10 protein-coding genes and 4 pseudogenes are annotated in these 16,277 nt (G+C 40.9%); 9 read left to right on the forward strand and 5 right to left on the reverse strand.

All coding sequences use genetic code 11. The features are described 5' to 3' along the window. Window positions 1-184: 184 nt before the first annotated feature. The 5 genes and pseudogenes from GTK07_RS19440 to GTK07_RS09245 all read left to right on the forward strand — a co-directional run. A pseudogene (locus tag GTK07_RS19440) lies at window positions 185-958 on the forward strand (IS3 family transposase); the annotation flags it as partial. Between the two features lie 193 nt (window positions 959-1,151). Further along, entirely contained in the window at window positions 1,152-2,240 is a 1,089-nt protein-coding gene (locus GTK07_RS09235; RefSeq protein WP_067034461.1) for a hypothetical protein, read from the forward strand. Between the two features lie 127 nt (window positions 2,241-2,367). Continuing rightward, window positions 2,368-2,499 (forward strand): annotated as a pseudogene (locus GTK07_RS19515) (transposase); the annotation flags it as partial. Then, window positions 2,500-3,150: pseudogene (locus GTK07_RS09240) on the forward strand (IS3 family transposase); the annotation flags it as partial. A gap of 316 nt (window positions 3,151-3,466) precedes the next feature. After that, window positions 3,467-4,279 carry a sialate O-acetylesterase gene (locus tag GTK07_RS09245; protein WP_036379427.1) on the forward strand — a complete coding sequence of 271 codons (813 nt, stop codon included), beginning with the start codon at window positions 3,467-3,469 and terminating at the stop codon, window positions 4,277-4,279. A 120-nt stretch (window positions 4,280-4,399) separates the two neighbouring features. Here the strand turns inward: GTK07_RS09245 and GTK07_RS09250 are convergent, their stop codons facing one another. Next, window positions 4,400-4,993 carry an RNA polymerase sigma factor gene (locus tag GTK07_RS09250; protein ID WP_036379429.1) on the reverse strand — a complete coding sequence of 198 codons (594 nt, stop codon included), beginning with the start codon at window positions 4,991-4,993 and terminating at the stop codon, window positions 4,400-4,402. Between the two features lie 125 nt (window positions 4,994-5,118). Between GTK07_RS09250 and GTK07_RS09255 the strand changes: the two genes are divergently transcribed. The 3 genes from GTK07_RS09255 to GTK07_RS09265 all read left to right on the forward strand — a co-directional run bounded on the left by GTK07_RS09255 (window position 5,119) and on the right by GTK07_RS09265 (window position 11,253). Beyond that, window positions 5,119-6,270: a FecR family protein gene (locus tag GTK07_RS09255; protein ID WP_036379431.1), complete on the forward strand. Its 1,152-nt coding sequence runs from the start codon at window positions 5,119-5,121 to the stop codon at window positions 6,268-6,270. Between the two features lie 182 nt (window positions 6,271-6,452). Continuing rightward, entirely contained in the window at window positions 6,453-9,815 is a 3,363-nt protein-coding gene (locus tag GTK07_RS09260) for a SusC/RagA family TonB-linked outer membrane protein (protein ID WP_163634982.1), read from the forward strand. Between the two features lie 16 nt (window positions 9,816-9,831). Beyond that, the gene (locus GTK07_RS09265) at window positions 9,832-11,253 is read left to right on the forward strand and encodes a RagB/SusD family nutrient uptake outer membrane protein (RefSeq protein ID WP_036386028.1); all 1,422 of its coding nucleotides are present in this window, start codon (window positions 9,832-9,834) and stop codon (window positions 11,251-11,253) included. 300 nt (window positions 11,254-11,553) lie between these two features. Here GTK07_RS09265 and GTK07_RS09270 read toward each other — a convergent pair. Continuing rightward, window positions 11,554-11,694, reverse strand: a pseudogene (locus GTK07_RS09270) (ATP-binding protein); the annotation flags it as partial. A 286-nt stretch (window positions 11,695-11,980) separates the two neighbouring features. On the opposite strand from GTK07_RS09270, the gene GTK07_RS09275 reads away from it, so the two are divergent. After that, window positions 11,981-12,286: a transposase gene (locus tag GTK07_RS09275; RefSeq protein ID WP_394297317.1), complete on the forward strand. Its 306-nt coding sequence runs from the start codon at window positions 11,981-11,983 to the stop codon at window positions 12,284-12,286. 52 nt (window positions 12,287-12,338) lie between these two features. Here the strand turns inward: GTK07_RS09275 and GTK07_RS09280 are convergent, their stop codons facing one another. The 3 genes from GTK07_RS09280 to GTK07_RS09290 all read right to left on the reverse strand — a co-directional run bounded on the left by GTK07_RS09280 (window position 12,339) and on the right by GTK07_RS09290 (window position 16,275). After that, on the reverse strand, window positions 12,339-13,184 hold the full coding sequence (locus GTK07_RS09280; protein ID WP_394297318.1) for a glycoside hydrolase family 3 N-terminal domain-containing protein: 846 nt from the start codon (window positions 13,182-13,184) through the stop codon (window positions 12,339-12,341). 283 nt (window positions 13,185-13,467) lie between these two features. Further along, entirely contained in the window at window positions 13,468-14,577 is a 1,110-nt protein-coding gene (locus GTK07_RS09285) for a formylglycine-generating enzyme family protein (RefSeq protein WP_036379437.1), read from the reverse strand. 54 nt (window positions 14,578-14,631) lie between these two features. Then, the gene (locus tag GTK07_RS09290; protein WP_036379439.1) at window positions 14,632-16,275 is read right to left on the reverse strand and encodes a sulfatase family protein; all 1,644 of its coding nucleotides are present in this window, start codon (window positions 16,273-16,275) and stop codon (window positions 14,632-14,634) included. Window positions 16,276-16,277: the final 2 nt, after the last annotated feature.

Raw genomic sequence — 16,277 nt, forward strand, 5'->3', positions numbered from 1 at the left:
GAGGAGCGTGGAGATCGAGCGCGATATCCTAAAAAAGGCAATAGCCATCTTCTCCTAGGGCGACAGGAAAAATATAGGTTCATAAAACACCACAGGTTCAAATTTCCTGTCGGGAAGATGTGCAAAATGTTCAAGATAAGCAAAAGTGGGTATTACAATTGGTTGAACCGGGCCTTCCAGAAGATGGTTGGAGAACGAGGCCCTGACGGTGGCCATACATGGTATTTTCAAGGACAGCTTTGGGAGTTACGGGGCACCAAGGATCCAGGATGAGCTCTTGAAAAGGGGATATGGGGCCTCAAGACCGAGGGAGGCCAGGATAGTGAGGGCCAACAGGCTTTTCGCCAAAAGAAAGAGAAAGTTCAGGGTCACCACGGACAGCAGACACGATTATCCGATAGCGCCCAATATATTGGATCGTGACTTTACGGTACACAGGAAAAACCAGGTATGGGTATCCGACATGACCCGCATAAGGACCGGTGAGGGATGGATGTACCTGACGGTGATCATGGACCCGTTCCAACGAAAGGTCGTTGGAAGGTCGATGGGCAAGACCTTGGGGACTGCCGACACCATAATTCCCGCTTGGAAGATGGCGATAAGGTCGAACAATACCGCGGACAGGCTTATTTTCCATTCCGATAGGAACTCACAATATGCCAGTTACGAGTTTGCCGATATCCTTAAAGAGCATAATGGTCCAGTGGTACAATCAATGAGCCGAAAAGGGAACTGCTGGGACAAGGCAGTGGCGGAATCCTTCTTCAAGAGCTTGAAGGTCGAATGGGTGTACCATCAAAACTATAGCTTCAGGTCCGAAGCGGAACTATCGATATTCGAGTGGATAGAGACCTGGTACAATAGAAGCAGGACACGCTCGACATTGGACTATAAAACAATAGAGGAATTTGAAAACGAAATGTATAACCAAAAATCAGAGGCATCAGAGGCATGACTCTTAACTGGTTGTCCATTTTTTTGTTGCAAGCCCAGTTTACACGGCTTATCCACTTGGGCATAGCTGACGAAATTGGCGTTATATGCTTAAGAAAGTTGGAGATATAAGCTAGTTGGGCACAATCTGGAAAACACATAGTTTCTGTAACCTATTAGCAATTTGAATTGTCTAATACTTAAAAGACAACGCAATGTTTAGAATACTTACAAACCTACTTTTAACCATACTGCTTCTTTCTTGTAGCAAAAATTCAGTTACACCTACTGAAATGCCGAAACCTAAATTACTAATTGGACTTTCTCTGCAACAATATAAAAATACAGCTCCCGGTTTAGACGGATATCTTGAAGGACTGGACTATGCGGTTCGAAATGGCATTAATATATTTGGAATGAGCCCTGAATGGAATACATTGGAAACTAATCCTAATTCTTATTCATTACAAGATAATCTGGCAAATCCTCTTAATTTACTCGATCCAGATAAGACCAAATTGAATAGTTATATTCTTGTCTTGAAAATGATAGATACAAATATCAAATCAGTTCCAGATGATTTAGAAAACTTGGATTTCGATGATCCCGATATGATAAATAGATTTTCACTGCTTTTAGATAAAATTTTTTCAGAAGTTCCATCCATCGAAAGAGTTTCCTATATTTTAATAGGAAATGAAATTGATGGATATTTAAGTGCCAATCCAAATCAATTACAAGGATTCAAAGTATTTTATGTATCTGCTATTCAGAAAATACACGCATTAAATCCAAAAGTAAAAGTAGGCACAATTATTACTTTTAACTCAGCTAAAACTAATCCAACCTTGTTTGACACATTTAAATATGTAGGCGATTTTATTTGCTATACCTATTACCCAACAGACGAGCAAAATAGCATTCCTTGGCAAATGCGTCCAACCAACCAAGTTAAAGATGATATTGACTGGATGGTTCAGAATGCAGCGGGTAAACCAATTGCATTTACAGAAATAGGATATACATCTTCAAGTGAAAATTCATCATCTGAAGTACAACAAACAGAATTTGTGCAAGTAATGTTTAGCTCTTTGAAACCATATATAGACAGTAAAAAAGTAGCGTTCGTTTACTATCACGGTATGTATGATTATCCTCAAGGATTCTGCAACCAATATGCCCAGCAACAAGGTGTCGATTCAACTTATTTATGTGGTTTTATGGATAACTTAGGTCTTCACAGTTGGGAAACTGGGCAACCTAAACCAGCTTGGAATACTTTCGTGAGTGAAATAAATGAATAACACTGGGCCCAACAATGATCACCGTTGCGCAAGTCTCGAAAATTTGGAAAACTTAATTGTGGACTTACTACATTTGACTGGACATTGAGAAAAGAGCATGTTGACTGTTTGAATTAACTTTGAAAACATGTCAAAACAAAAAAGAGAGTACACAATGGAGTTCAAGCAAAAGGCTGTCGAACTGAGCCATGCAAGGGGCAATGCAGCAGAGGTATGTAGGGAACTTGGGCTGAACCCCTCGGTATTGGGACGCTGGCGCAGGGAGACCAGGATAGTGAGGGCCAACAGGCTTTTCGCCAAAAGAAAGAGAAAGTTCAGGGTCACCACGGACAGCAGACACGATTATCCGATAGCGCCCAATATATTGGACCGTGACTTTACGGTACACAGGAAAAACCAGGTATGGGTATCCGACATGACCCGCATAAGGACCGGTGAGGGATGGATGTACCTGACGGTGATCATGGACCCGTTCCAACGAAAGGTCGTTGGAAGGTCGATGGGCAAGACCTTGGGGACTGCCGACACCATAATTCCCGCTTGGAAGATGGCGATAAGGTCGAACAATACCACGGACAGGCTTATTTTCCATTCCGATAGGAACTCACAATATGCCAGTTACGAGTTTGCCGATATCCTTAAAGAGCATAATGGTCCAGTGGTACAATCAATGAGCCGAAAAGGGAACTGCTGGGACAAGGCAGTGGCGGAATCCTTCTTCAAGAGCTTGAAGGTCGAATGGGTGTACCATCAAAACTATAGCTTCAGGTCCGAAGCGGAACTATCGATATTCGAGTGGATAGAGACCTGGTACAATAGAAGCAGGACACACTCGACATTGGACTATAAAACAATAGAGGAATTTGAAAACGAAATGTATAACCAAAAATCAGAGGCATCAGAGGCATGACTCTTAACTGGTTGTCCATTTTTTTGTTGCAAGTCCAAGTTCAAATCTGCTTAAGACATACAGGGAGTAATAGAGATTAACAAAATAAAGTAGCATCCTCTTTGAAAACTCTTTCATATATTTCTTTTGGTAACTTCTTCAGAATCAATAAAAAGACGGGCTTCTATCTTAGGAAGGTTGTAGCTTTTCTGATTCTTTATTTGATTACGGTGCATGAAGAAATATTTACTTCATCTTAAATGAAAGATTCTGCTATATTTGTCAGAAATCAAAACAATACATTTATTATGATTACATGTAATAAACAAACTATGCTATGATGGCATTAAGACTATTTATTATTTTGACATTGTTACCAGTTTTGTATGGCTATTCTCAAGATTTAAAGGTTAAGTACGCTGAGAATTTATCCAAAGATGAACAATACTGTGTTATATTGATGGGTGGCCAATCAAATATGGTTGGGAGAGGAAAACAAATTGATTTGGATGAAATGATGTTTTCCAATATTTCTTTTTTCGATTTTGGTCTAAGTCCCGGCTTGATAAACCCAAAAGATAATTTTGGACCAGAAATTGGAATTTCTATGCAATTGAGCAAAAACAATCCGAACAAAAAATTTATTTTGATCAAATATGCAATTGGCGGAGCTTCATTATTGGACTGGGCACCCAACTACAGTAAAGATAAGGCTGAAATAACGGGGAATCCTCAATTCGGTAGCATGTACAATAGGTTGATAAAACTCACAGATAGTCTCACTGAGGGGCTCAATGCAAAAGTCAAAGCTCTAATTTGGATGCAGGGAGAACGTGATGCTCGAATTCCTGAGGCTGGTAAAGATTATTATGGCAACTTTGAAAAATTAATCAATTCGGTTAGAATAGATTATGAAAACCAAGAGATGCCTATAATTTTTGGGAAGATTAATCCACCCAAAGCTTGGTTCCCAGCATTAGACAATGTCGTTGATGCACAAATTCGCATTAGTGAAGAAATACCAAATACTTACTTCATTGATACGGATAGTCTCGAAAAACTGAACGATGACATTCATTATTCTTCAAACGGACAAATTAATTTAGGCATTAAATTTGGAGAAAAAATATCAGAGTTATTGAAAAATTAGAATATGCAAACAAGTCATAAATTTTGTTGTCACTCAATTGATATTCATTGTACTTTTCTGTTATTCTGTTCAAACTTTGAAAGTGTTTCTTTCTTTGAACCTAATCAACTTAGGGTATTTTTAGTTCAACGGCAATTTTAAACGTTTTCCCAATATGAGAACAAGAATCCCAGAATATTTTTCTCCAAGGTTTTTTCGAAGTATACCAAATGCTTTGGTAATCTGTGCTTCCACAGTTTTTACCGATATATTGAGATGGTTCGATATTTCTAAATTTGTCAGACCTTCTCTTCGGCTCAAATTAAAAACCTCTTGACATTTCGGGGGTAATTTCTCAATTTCTCTGATTACTAATACGATTAATTTTTCCAGCCTACTATAGTCCTCCGTTCTGGCAGCCTTTTCAAGGTTTTCGTAATATTTCTGTTCCAACAACAAGTTGGACTGCCGTTTTTTGTATTGGTTTATAAATTCATTGTGGATAGATCGGAATAGATAATTCTGCAGAGAGGTCGTAACATTCAATTTCCGTCTTTTCTCCCATGTACGCAAGAATACATTTTGTAATATATCCTCGGCCATTGCATGGTCGTTGGCCAACGTAAGTGAATATCCGAATAGCCTTCTACTATATCTATCTACTAAACAGATGTAGGCATCCTCGGTTCCTGCCTTCAAGCCTTCGATTAGCAGTCTCTCATCTGAATACTTCATAAAAAATCAAAGAATTTATTTCCTTTAATAAAGGATGTGAAATATTACAAATATGAAAAAAATATTGATATTAAGTTAGGGTTTTATCAAATGGATTTGTCTTCATTACATAAATGTGAATTGTTGTGGTAAGTTCCAAGATTGAAAATCATATTGTTAAATACCTCCTCAACGAGTCAACATCAGGAGAATTGGATCAACTGTCTCAATGGATTATGGAGCCTAAAAATCAAAAAAAATTTCAAAAATATATACAATCCCATTATAAAATTACTATTTCCTTGAACAAACCTGATGTCGAAAAAATAAAGAAGAACCTTTTAAGTGAGATTAAAAAGGATAAAACAAGATTAATGAAACAAACGGCCAGGAAACTTATGGCATATGCATCCGTGGGCATACTGTTATTAGGTCTTGGATATAATATTCTAAAAGATCATCTAGATAGGAGTGGACATCAGGAACCCCTAAATATAGGACAATCAGTGATCATTGAAACTAGTAACGGGGATGTTCAACCATTATCGGAGGAAGGAAGTAAAATAATCCGTAGTAAAGATGGTAAGGTACTTGGTAAGCAAAATGGTGCACAGCTGGTCTATTTACATACGCATAATTTAAAATCATTATCCTACAATACTATCCGTGTTCCCTACGGCAAGCGGTTTAATGTGGTTCTTTCAGACGGTACCCGTGTTTATTTGAATTCAGGCACTTCTTTAAAATATCCTGTCGAATTTTTAAAGGGGCAAGATAGACAGGTGTTCCTATCTGGGGAGGCCTACTTTGATGTCGCCGAAGATTCCGCCCGCCCCTTTAAAGTTCATGCCGATGAAATTGAGCTGGTTGTATTGGGTACTATGTTCAATATATCTTATTATCCAGAGAATCCCGAAATCCAAACAGTTCTTGTAGAAGGGTCAGTTGAAATCAAGAACCGTAAAATGATAGACTATCAGTCAATTAAGCTCAAACCAGGGAAAATGGGTAAATGGAACAAGAAAACCCAAAAAATGTCTATCGAAAGTGTAGATACCTATATTCATACGGCATGGATGCAGGATAAATTGATCTTCAGGTTTGCCACTTTCAAGAGTATTAGACATGCTTTGGAGAGAAAGTATAACGTAACCATTAAAAATCTGAACGGTGATTTAGACCAACAGCGTTTTGATGCCTCTTTTGATATAGAATCTATTGATGAAGTGTTGCAATCATTCAGTAGGAGCTATGATATGGATTACAAAATTGTAAACAACGAAATAATTATTGAATAATCCAAAAAAAAGACGTTATGCAAAACAATAAATAGCCTCTTCAAATAAAAAACCGAAAAATGTGCCAGCATTTTCCGGTTCGGTAAAAAGATTTATAAAAATTAAATAACTAACTCGAAATTATGAAAAAATTCATAGAACCAAACAATTTGCGTAAGCATATTTCGCTATCAAAGTTGAAAATGAAACTAACCATACTTTTCTTAATTCTTACCCTATTCCAAATCAATGCGAATTCTTATTCACAGAACAAAAAGATTTCCTTGAATATGCAAAATGTCACTATTGCCGATGTGATTCAGGAAATAGAGGCTATATCTGATTTTAAGTTCTTATTGAACCGACGAGATGTGGACCTTGATCGCAAGGTTTCAATTGAGGCAATAAAAGAACCCTTGCCATCGGTTTTAACAAAATTGTTTGAAGGTGAAGGGTTGGGTTTTAAAGTGTTTAAGAAACAAATAATCCTACATGGGGTAGCAAATAAGTTGGAATCAACACCCAAAATGCCATTACCTATGAAGACAAGTATTCTTCTGTTCCAGGAATTGGTTTCTGGATCGGTCAAAGATGGTAATGGACAACCATTGCCGGGTGCTAGCATTGTAGAAAAGGGTACCGCGAATGGAACGCAATCTGACTTTGATGGTAATTTTTCGTTGGAGGTCACCAATGAAAATGCCACCTTGGTGATTTCTTATATAGGGTTTGCAAAAAAAGAAATCGAGGTAAATGGAAGAACCAGTTTCGATATCATATTAGAGGAGAGTGCCGCAGGCCTTGATGAAGTGGTTGTTGTCGGCTATGGTACCCAACGTAAGAGTGATTTTACCGGTGCCTTGAGTTCTTTGAAGAGTGATGACCTTAATCCCGGTACCAATGTGTCCGTTGATCAGTTGCTGGTGGGCAGAGCAGCAGGAGTACAGATAAGCCAGACAAGTGCGGAACCTGGAGGAGGAATTTCCATTAGGGTGCGAGGTGCAAGTTCTATATCAGCTGGCAATGAGCCATTGTACGTCATCGATGGTTTTCCAATCGACAATTCACAAGGGCTTTCTGGATCTGACCCCAATACGGGTATGGGCACCAACGTAAACCCTAGGAACCCCTTAAATACCTTGAACCCCCAAGATGTAGAATCTATTGAAATTCTAAAAGACGCATCAGCAACAGCAATCTATGGGTCTAGGGGCGCCAATGGAGTTGTCTTGATTACAACCAAAAAGGGGTCAGCACAAAGACTGACCGTAAATTATGATGAATCGGTAGGGTTTCAGCAAGTTCACAATAGAATAAATCTTCTCTCTGCATCAGAATATATTGATGTTATCAACGGTATTGCTGTAGACAATGGCAATGAGCCTGTGTTCACCCAAGTAGACATCCAACAAATAGGTGCCGGTACTGATTGGCAGGACCAAATTTTCAGAACAGCCATTATACAAAATAGAAATTTATCAATTTCAGGAGGAAGTGAAAATTCCAAGTTTTTTGTCTCTTTAAACCAATACAATCAAGATGGGGTGGTCAAAAATACCGGTATTAAAAAATATATCGGCCGAGTAAATTACGAGAGCACACTTGGCAACAAGGTCAGAATGGGCCTCAATCTTAATACAAGCCATATCAAGGACAAAAATAGTGTTGATGGCGTTGGATTCAATTACAGTTCGGGGCCCATTTTTTCAGCACTTTCATATGACCCCACTGAACAGGTATTTGATGAGAATGGCAATTTCAGCGAATCTTCCCAATTGACCGTGAACAACCCTTTGAGCTTAGTTGAGGGTGTGTTGAGCGAAAACCTCACAAACCGCACACTCGGGAATATATACTTTCAGTATGAAATCAGTAATTTATTGAATGCCAAACTAAGTTTTGGGTCAGATAGGTCGAACTCCCGAAGAGATGTTTATAACTCTACTTTGACCGTGAACGGAAGGGCACAGGGCGGGGTTGCCAATGTCTCGACATTAGAACGCAACAGCAACCTCGTTGAATTTACCATGAATTATAATAAGAAGTTTGGTTCTGAAAGTAATTTGAGCGTTTTGGCCGGTGCTACCTATCAAGATTTCAGTGTGAGGGAATTTTCGGGAACCATTGGAGGTTTTCCTGATGATATAATAGAAACCAACAATCTATCATTGGGGGACACTGGAAATGACAACCTAAGAAGCCTGAAAGAAGAAAATGTGCTAACCTCGTACCTAGCAAGATTTAACTATAATCTTATGGATCGCTATCTCTTTACGGCAACGGTTCGAACTGACGGTTCTTCTCGTTTTGGAGAGAATAACAAATTCGGTTATTTTCCTTCGGCAGCTTTTGGTTGGAAACTTTCAAATGAAGTCTTTGTACCTGATTTTTTTGAGGAACTGAAACTTAGGGCGAGTTGGGGTCAGACGGGCAATCAAGAAATAGGCAACTACAGTTCCTTACTTACTTTCAGCAGTAGTACAAACGCCGTTTTTGATAATCAACCTATTACCACCACAAGACCTTCAAGGATTTCAAATCCCGATTTGAAGTGGGAGACTACAGAACAGCTCAATATTGGTTTGGATATGTCTATACTAAAAGGAAGGCTACGTACCTCGGTAGACTTTTTTGTCAAAAACACAAGAGATTTACTCTTTGACTTGCCTTTACCTTCGGCATCCGGCTTTAATTCTATCTTATCGAATGTCGGAAAAATACAGAACAAAGGTTTCGAGGCATTGATCAACAGCATAAATGTATCTTCACCCGACTTTATGTGGACTACCGCAGTAAATTTTTCTATGATCAAAAATGAAGTATCCGATTTGGGCAGAATAGATGAGATTCCCACGGGAAACATAGCTGATATTGGAAACAATGCCATAATCAGGAGAGGTGAGCCGTTGGCATCCTATTTCGGCTATGAGGTAACGGGCATTTTTCAAGAAGGCGATGACATTGCCAATTCGCCGCAACCTACAGCACAACCTGGATTTCCAATCTTTAGAGATGCTGATCAAGATGGCACAATCGACCCCGATGACCAAATCATTTTAGGGGATCCATTTCCTGATTTTACATATGGGATAAACAACAGTTTCAGTTATAAGGGCTTGACCCTGGATATTTTCATACAAGGTCAAGAGGGGGTTGAGCTCTTAAATGTCAATGCCATTCAAAGCCTCTATCCTGGTACGTTTAGGTTGAACAGATATGCACATCAATACTTGGATAGATGGACTCCCCAAAACACAAACACTATATGGCCTTCGGGTACCAATCCTTCATCATACGGTGGAGGAAGGGTCAATTCACTGGTTGTCGAAGACGCGTCCTATATAAGGTTAAAAAGCATAAACATCAGCTATCAAGTACCTGTTGACAACATAAAGTTCTTGTCTTCTTTAAAGCTCTATTTGACAGGACAAAACTTGTTGACCATAACAGATTATTCAGGTTTCGATCCAGAGGCCAATTCCTTTGGAAGAAATAACACCAAGGTTGACTATAGCAGCTACCCCTTGGCAAGCAGCTGGATTTTGGGTGTAAACATTGGATTATAAAATTAAATTTACTAATATGAAATCACTATATAAATACTATGGAATTGCGGTGCTGGCCCTATCGGCATCGTGCACTGATATCTTGGAGGAAGAAACATTCTCCGAACTGGAACCCGAAACATTTTTGGCCACTGAGAAAGGAATTAGGTCGTTGCTTGGTTCCGCATACAGTTCAATACAAGTGCAACCCGGCATACCCCAGCAAGGTATTTATGCATTATCGGGACTTTCTTCGGGAGAAGTGTCAAGCTTAAACGGGAGCATTGAAATATTTTATAGGCAGCTTTCCGATTTCACATGGGACAGCAATAATAGACATATTTTAGGGCAGTGGGACCTATATTATGCAGCTATCAGAGATGCAAACGTGGTGTTGAGCAATATTGACAATGGCCCATTTAGTGAAGATTTCAAAACTCTGATTACCGCCGAGGCTCGCTTTATTAGAGGGTATAGCTATTCTAAGCTATATAACCTTTTTGGCCCAGTGCCCTTGTATAAGGATTTATTTAACGAAGACCTTTTACTACCCAGAAGTACAGAGGCCGAAATAGAATCGTTCATCGAACAAGAATTGATTTTTGCGTCAACAAACCTTCCAATTAGAGCAATTGAAGAAGGTAGGGCGACCAAAGGAGCTGCGCTTGGCACCTTATGCAAACATTATTTGAATACCAAAGAATGGCAGAAAAGTGCGGAAAAGGCAAACGAAATCATCTCTTTGGGGGTTTATGAACTTTTGCCCGATTACGAAGAAGTTTTCAGTTTGGACAATGAAATCAATGATGAAATGGTATGGGCACTGCCTCACGTAGCTCCTGATGCTGGCAACCAAATAAATGCGCTCACTTACCCAAGTGATTTTCCTAGACCGGGAGACCTTAGGCTGTATCCGGTCATCATATTTTTTGAAGATGAATTTGTATTATCGTTCGAGGATAATGATGCTAGGAAAAACTTGATTGTTACTGAATACACCAATACGGCCGGGGATGAGATTCAGCTTTTTGGCAACGACCGTTCTTTTCCTGCTAAATATCCCATGGATCCCAATGGATCGGGAGATGGGCAAGGAAACGACATCCCTGATATTCGTTACTCAGATATTTTGTTATCGAGAGCTGAGGCTTTGAACGAACTCAACGGACCTGTTCAAGAATCAATCGATTTGATAAATCAGGTTCGCAGCAGAGCCGGAGCAAGTGAAATCTCACTTGCTGATTTTTCAAAACAAAGTTTGAAGAGTTTCATATTGGATGAAAGAAAAAGAGAATTTTTCTGGGAAGGCAAAGGAAGGGAAGACCAGCTTAGACAAGATGTATTCATATCTAAAGCTGTTGAAAGAGGTAAGCTTGCCCAAACGTTTCATGTATTGTTCCCAATTCCTCAGATCAATTTAGATGCAAATCCAAAATTGGTGCAAAACGAGGGTTATTGATTTTTGTAGAACATTTTTATTTCGAGCACAGTGGAAAAGGAAAATTCGTTGCATTTAGAGAAGAATTAACAATCTTTAAGGACGGAATGATTGAAATGGTTTCCAAAAAATAGATGCTGAGCTACAAGCTTAAATTGTGTGATTCGCACACATAGCTTCAATAAATCCCCCCACGGATTTAGAACAAAGGAAGGGTTTGAAATGGGTCTGGATAAGCCCGCGTAAACTGACCCACCTTCGCCGGATGAAACCGACCAGGGCAAATGGACTGCCCAGATTTGATCTATCCGTGGGTTAAACTTAGTTTTTATTTTTCAATTTTCTTCTCATTGATTCTCCTTTTATATCTATTCTGTAGGCTGTATGCACCAAACGATCGAGGATGGCATCGGCTAGTGTTCTCTCCCCGATGATGTCGTGCCATTTTGATACGGGCAATTGTGGACTATAATTCTGTGTTTTTATCTCAGAATAACCGTACATGGTACCATTCACATTTTTTAGTAAAATAGGCTCTACCCATCATAAAATAAAGGGTTTGATAGAACTTGTAATCAGAAAACCTTTATAGGAAAAATACTTTCAAAACAATCCTTTCTACTTATTTTATCATATAACTTCTTAATGAGAAGTGATTTAAACTTTTTTTGGATCGAAAGATAGGGCTACGGACATTTGTGTCGCCAAACATAAATACCATAGCCCATGTACAAAAGATACCATAGAAATGGAGATAGTTCCGCACATACCTTTACCGAAAAGGGGTTTTGCCCCAACGGCTCCCTTGTACGAGATTGTCAATGCGATACTCTACAAGTTGAAGACGGGCGTGCAATGGGAGTACCTGCCCACGAGCTCGCTGTTCTCCCAAAAGGTCCTGAGTTGGCAATCGGTCTACCACCATTATCGCAAATGGTGCCGTTCAGGGACATTTCTGGATTGTTGGATCGGTATTTTAAAACGGTACAGGGACATGTTCGACCTCTCCAGTGTCGATCTTGACGGCAGCCACACTGCCATCAGGGGAGGCTAGGCCGTGGAATACCAAGGCCGCAAAAAGGGCAGGACCACCAATGCCCTCTTCCTTACCGATAGGCAGGGACTGCCCTTGGCCATCTCGGAACCGGTATCCGGTAACCACAATGACCTTTTTGACATCGAGGTACTGCGTAGGCTCCATAACCAAAATGGGCGTCATGCCCTCCTTCTTCGGGACCACCCCCAGGCCAGTGTTTCACCATCGCATTCACGCTTTGGTAGCCCCAACCGCCATCACCGGAAGATTGAAATCCATCCACATAGGCCCTGGCCATATCGGTGGCCAATTTAGGGTCCTCACCCATGGTACCATCAAAACGGGACCAACGGGGTTCCGTGGCCAAATCAATTTGGGAGGAGAGTGCCGTGGCAATGCACAAGGCACGATATTCCTTGGAAGCAATCTCCCCAAATTGCTTCATCAATCCAGGATCAAAACTGGCCGCAATGCCCAAGCTACTGGGCCACATGGAAATCTGTCCGCCCGATCCTGCATTGAATTCCGCATAGGAATCGCTGCCATGCCTTGGATACGAACTCGTGTTCACCGGAATGCCCATGCCGATACCTTCCACAAAGGCTTGCGCATTGTTGTTCCATTGCGCAGCAACTCCGGGAGATTCCACGCTGGTAATCAATACATGCCGTAAGTTGTCATACTTTAAAAAAACTTGTTGGGCATCGGAAAGGTCACTTGCCTTTGCCCCACTTTCCGCAAAAGGCTTTACATTGTAGGTCGCCGGACCAAAAAAACGGTTCCCACCTCCTGGAATGGATTGGTGGGCACTGTACAACATCAATCCGGCAATTCGCTCAATGCTCATCTTGGAAGCCAAGTCCTGGGCTCGTTCCTCAACGGGCAATCGCCAATCCTCATAGGAATCCAGTCCCATTTTGATTTAGATCCTTGAAGGCCAATTGATCTACTTCAAGGATGAGAACCCCGGATTTAGAGCAATACCCTAAACTTTTCCCAACTTGTTGGTGTACAAGATTGAATTCTCCTTTATTCTCTTCGGTAAATTTTGGACCACTGCAGCCCGTCAAGAGTATAACTGAAACAGCAATGCTAAAATAGAATGGGCGCTTTTAGGATTTCATATTGGTGTATTTTGTGTTCAAAGACTGTTTTTTGGCTTTCCGTTTTTAGGATTTTTGGGAGGAATCATATAGATGCTATTTGTTTCTGGGCATTTTTACCGGCATTACTGTCCTAAACCCTAAATGCTCCATTCCCGAATCAGGACTGGTGGCCATACGGGCACTTATCCGGTAGCTGGCACAATAGGAGGCACTGCATAGGAAAGACCCGCCCTTGATCACTTTTTCCTTGGCATATGGGTTCGAGGGATTATAGGCCTCAAAAGCCCCTTTAGGGTTTTGGGTAACCTCGTTTTTGTCCGCAAGTTCCTTATAATAATTCGTGTTGTACCAGTCGCTAGTCCATTCCCAGACATTTCCGGCCATATCGTAAAGGCCAAAGTCGTTCTTGGGATAGCTCATCACGGGGGCCCTACGCTCAAATCCATCCTCTTTGGTATTGTTCAACGGAAATTCCCCTTCCCACGAATTGGCATGGGAACTCAACTGCGAGACATCGCTTCCCCAAAAGAACAGCTCGTCCTTTTTGCCTGCCCGTGCGGCATATTCCCACTCGGCCTCGGTGGGTAATCTCCTTCCCGCCCACTTACAATAGGCCAGGGCATCCTCAAGGGCAATGTGCACCACAGGCTCATTTTCCTTGTCCTTAATAGTGCTTTCCGGCCCGTTGGGATGTTTCCAATTGGCACCTATCTTCCATTCCCACCATTGCGAATAATCATATAGGTTAGTCACACTGGATTTGGTTTTTTTGAACACAAGGGACCCTGGCTGCAAAATGGAGTCATGGGGTTTGGGAGTGCCCTCTGGCAATTGTTTCTTCATTTCCTCCCAATCAATTTCCCGTTCTGCGACAGTTACGTAACCGGTCTCATCCACAAATTTGACGAACTGTTCATTGGTGACCTCATGGATGTCCATAAAAAAACCGTCAACGTGCACCTGGTGCGCCGGCTTTTCATGCATCATGGCCATTTTGTCCTTAGCGACGGCACCCTCCATAAATTCTCCACCTGGTATCCAAACCATACCTTCTGGTGCTTCGGTCGGTGAATCTGTTAATTTTGGAGGCCCCTCTATTTCTGTTATGCCAATGGATTCATTTGCTCCATCTGTTTTGGTCCTGCACCCTATCAGGAAGACAAACAGGATAATAAAAAGTGCCGATTTATGCTTTAATACCATTGTTCTTGGTTCTATGAAGATGTTTTGACCTGGACTATATGGTTAATTTCGTGTTTATAAATATTCTTGGTACAACCTTTTTCTTTTTTCGGGGGAAAGTTTCCAATATTCAACCAATGGGTTGGCTTTGACCTTTTCATAATATTCCTCAATGAATTGCCGGTTTTGGGCATCGTTGTCCCCGTATTTCACCCTTAATTGTTCAAGTTCCTTGTGAAGCTCTTTTTGGATGCTTGCATAGGATAGATCTCCATATACATTGTTCAGTTCATTAGGATCCTTTTGGAAGTCGTATAATTCCCATTTATCCAAATCATAGTAGAAATGGATCAACATGTATCTATCGGTGGTAATTCCGTAATGCCTTCTTACATCGTGCTCGGAAGGATGTTCGTAGTAGTGGTAGTAATGGGCTTTTCTCCAATCCTTAGGTGTGTTTCCCTCTAAAATGGGCAGCATGCTTTTCCCTTGCATGTCCGCTGAAATTTCGGTTTGTGCGATATCCAAAAAGGTTTCGGCAAAATCCAGATTGGAAACCAGGTCCTTATTGGTCGTTCCTGGGCTGACCTTACCGGGCAACTTTACCAGTAATGGAGTTTGCAAAGATTCCTTATACATCCATCTTTTATCAAACCAGCCGTGTTCCCCCAAATAGAATCCTTGGTCGGAGGTATAAATAACAATAGTGTTCTCATCGAGCCCAGCTTCCTTTAAATAATCCAATACTTGGCCAACCCCTTTGTCCACGCCGGCAATACAGGCCAAATAATCCCGCATGTAACGTTGATACTTAAAACGGGTCAGATTGTCTCCCTTAAGATTAGCTTTCTTGACCTTTTCGTTGATAGGCCCATAGATAGAATCCCATTTTTTCTGTTGTTCCTCTGTAAAACCAGCTTGGGGTTGGTCCGTTATTTTAATATCCTGTGCCATTTTCATGGCTTCGGAAATGGACATATAGTTCATGGCGGCTACCTCCCTGTTTCCTGAGTAATCATCGAACAAAGTCTTTGGTTCTGGAATCTCTACATTTTCATACATGCCCAACTCATTTGGTCCCGGCTGCCATGGTCTGTGTGAGGATTTGTGTCCCAAAAACAGCATAAAGGGCTGGTCATCGGATTTGATGGCGTCAATCCATTTGATGGCTTTCTCCGTAATGATTTCCGTAGTGTATCCTTCCAATTGATATTGTCCCTCATTATTGATGAAAAGGGGATTGTAATAGGATCCCTGACCTGGTAGAATGTCGATATAATCGAATCCTTTGGTCGGTTTATCGCCCAGATGTAGTTTACCGAGCACCCCGGTTTTGTATCCCGCCTGTTGGAGCAATTCACCAAAGGTTTGTTGGTCAAAGTCGAATTTGGTACCGAACCTATTGTCGATAAATCCATTTTTATGACTGTACTTGCCCGTGAGTATGGTAGCCCTTGATGGCCCACAAATAGAATTGGCAACCAGACAATTCTCAAAGAGCATGCCTTCCTTGGCAATCCGATCAATATTGGGAGTTGGTGCTACTTGGGCCAATCTACCGCCATAGGCACTGATGGCCTGATAGGCATGGTCATCACTGATAATGAAGACAATATTGGGCCTTTTTTGGTTTTCATCTTTTTGTTGGGCCTGTATTTTGGTAATGCTGAACGACCACAACATTACGAATACCAGTATGATTTGAAAAGGATTCTTCATGT

Origin of the sequence: Flagellimonas sediminis, from assembly GCF_010500845.1 — a bacterium.
In the GTDB taxonomy this organism is placed as follows: Bacteria; Bacteroidota; Bacteroidia; order Flavobacteriales; family Flavobacteriaceae; genus Flagellimonas; species Flagellimonas sediminis.

What these genes read in the sequence shown, in the direction of transcription:
- GTK07_RS09285 (WP_036379437.1), bottom strand. Translation starts at nt 14,577, where the DNA reads ATGGTATTAAAGCATAAATCGGCACTTTTTATTATCCTGTTTGTCTTC.
- GTK07_RS09250 (WP_036379429.1), bottom strand. Translation starts at nt 4,993, where the DNA reads ATGAAGTATTCAGATGAGAGACTGCTAATCGAAGGCTTGAAGGCAGGA.
- GTK07_RS09245 (WP_036379427.1), top strand. Translation starts at nt 3,467, where the DNA reads ATGATGGCATTAAGACTATTTATTATTTTGACATTGTTACCAGTTTTG.
- GTK07_RS09290 (WP_036379439.1), bottom strand. Translation starts at nt 16,275, where the DNA reads ATGAAGAATCCTTTTCAAATCATACTGGTATTCGTAATGTTGTGGTCG.
- GTK07_RS09235 (WP_067034461.1), top strand. Translation starts at nt 1,152, where the DNA reads ATGTTTAGAATACTTACAAACCTACTTTTAACCATACTGCTTCTTTCT.
- GTK07_RS09280 (WP_394297318.1), bottom strand. Translation starts at nt 13,184, where the DNA reads ATGGGACTGGATTCCTATGAGGATTGGCGATTGCCCGTTGAGGAACGA.
- GTK07_RS09265 (WP_036386028.1), top strand. Translation starts at nt 9,832, where the DNA reads ATGAAATCACTATATAAATACTATGGAATTGCGGTGCTGGCCCTATCG.
- GTK07_RS09260 (WP_163634982.1), top strand. Translation starts at nt 6,453, where the DNA reads ATGAAACTAACCATACTTTTCTTAATTCTTACCCTATTCCAAATCAAT.
- GTK07_RS09275 (WP_394297317.1), top strand. Translation starts at nt 11,981, where the DNA reads ATGGAGATAGTTCCGCACATACCTTTACCGAAAAGGGGTTTTGCCCCA.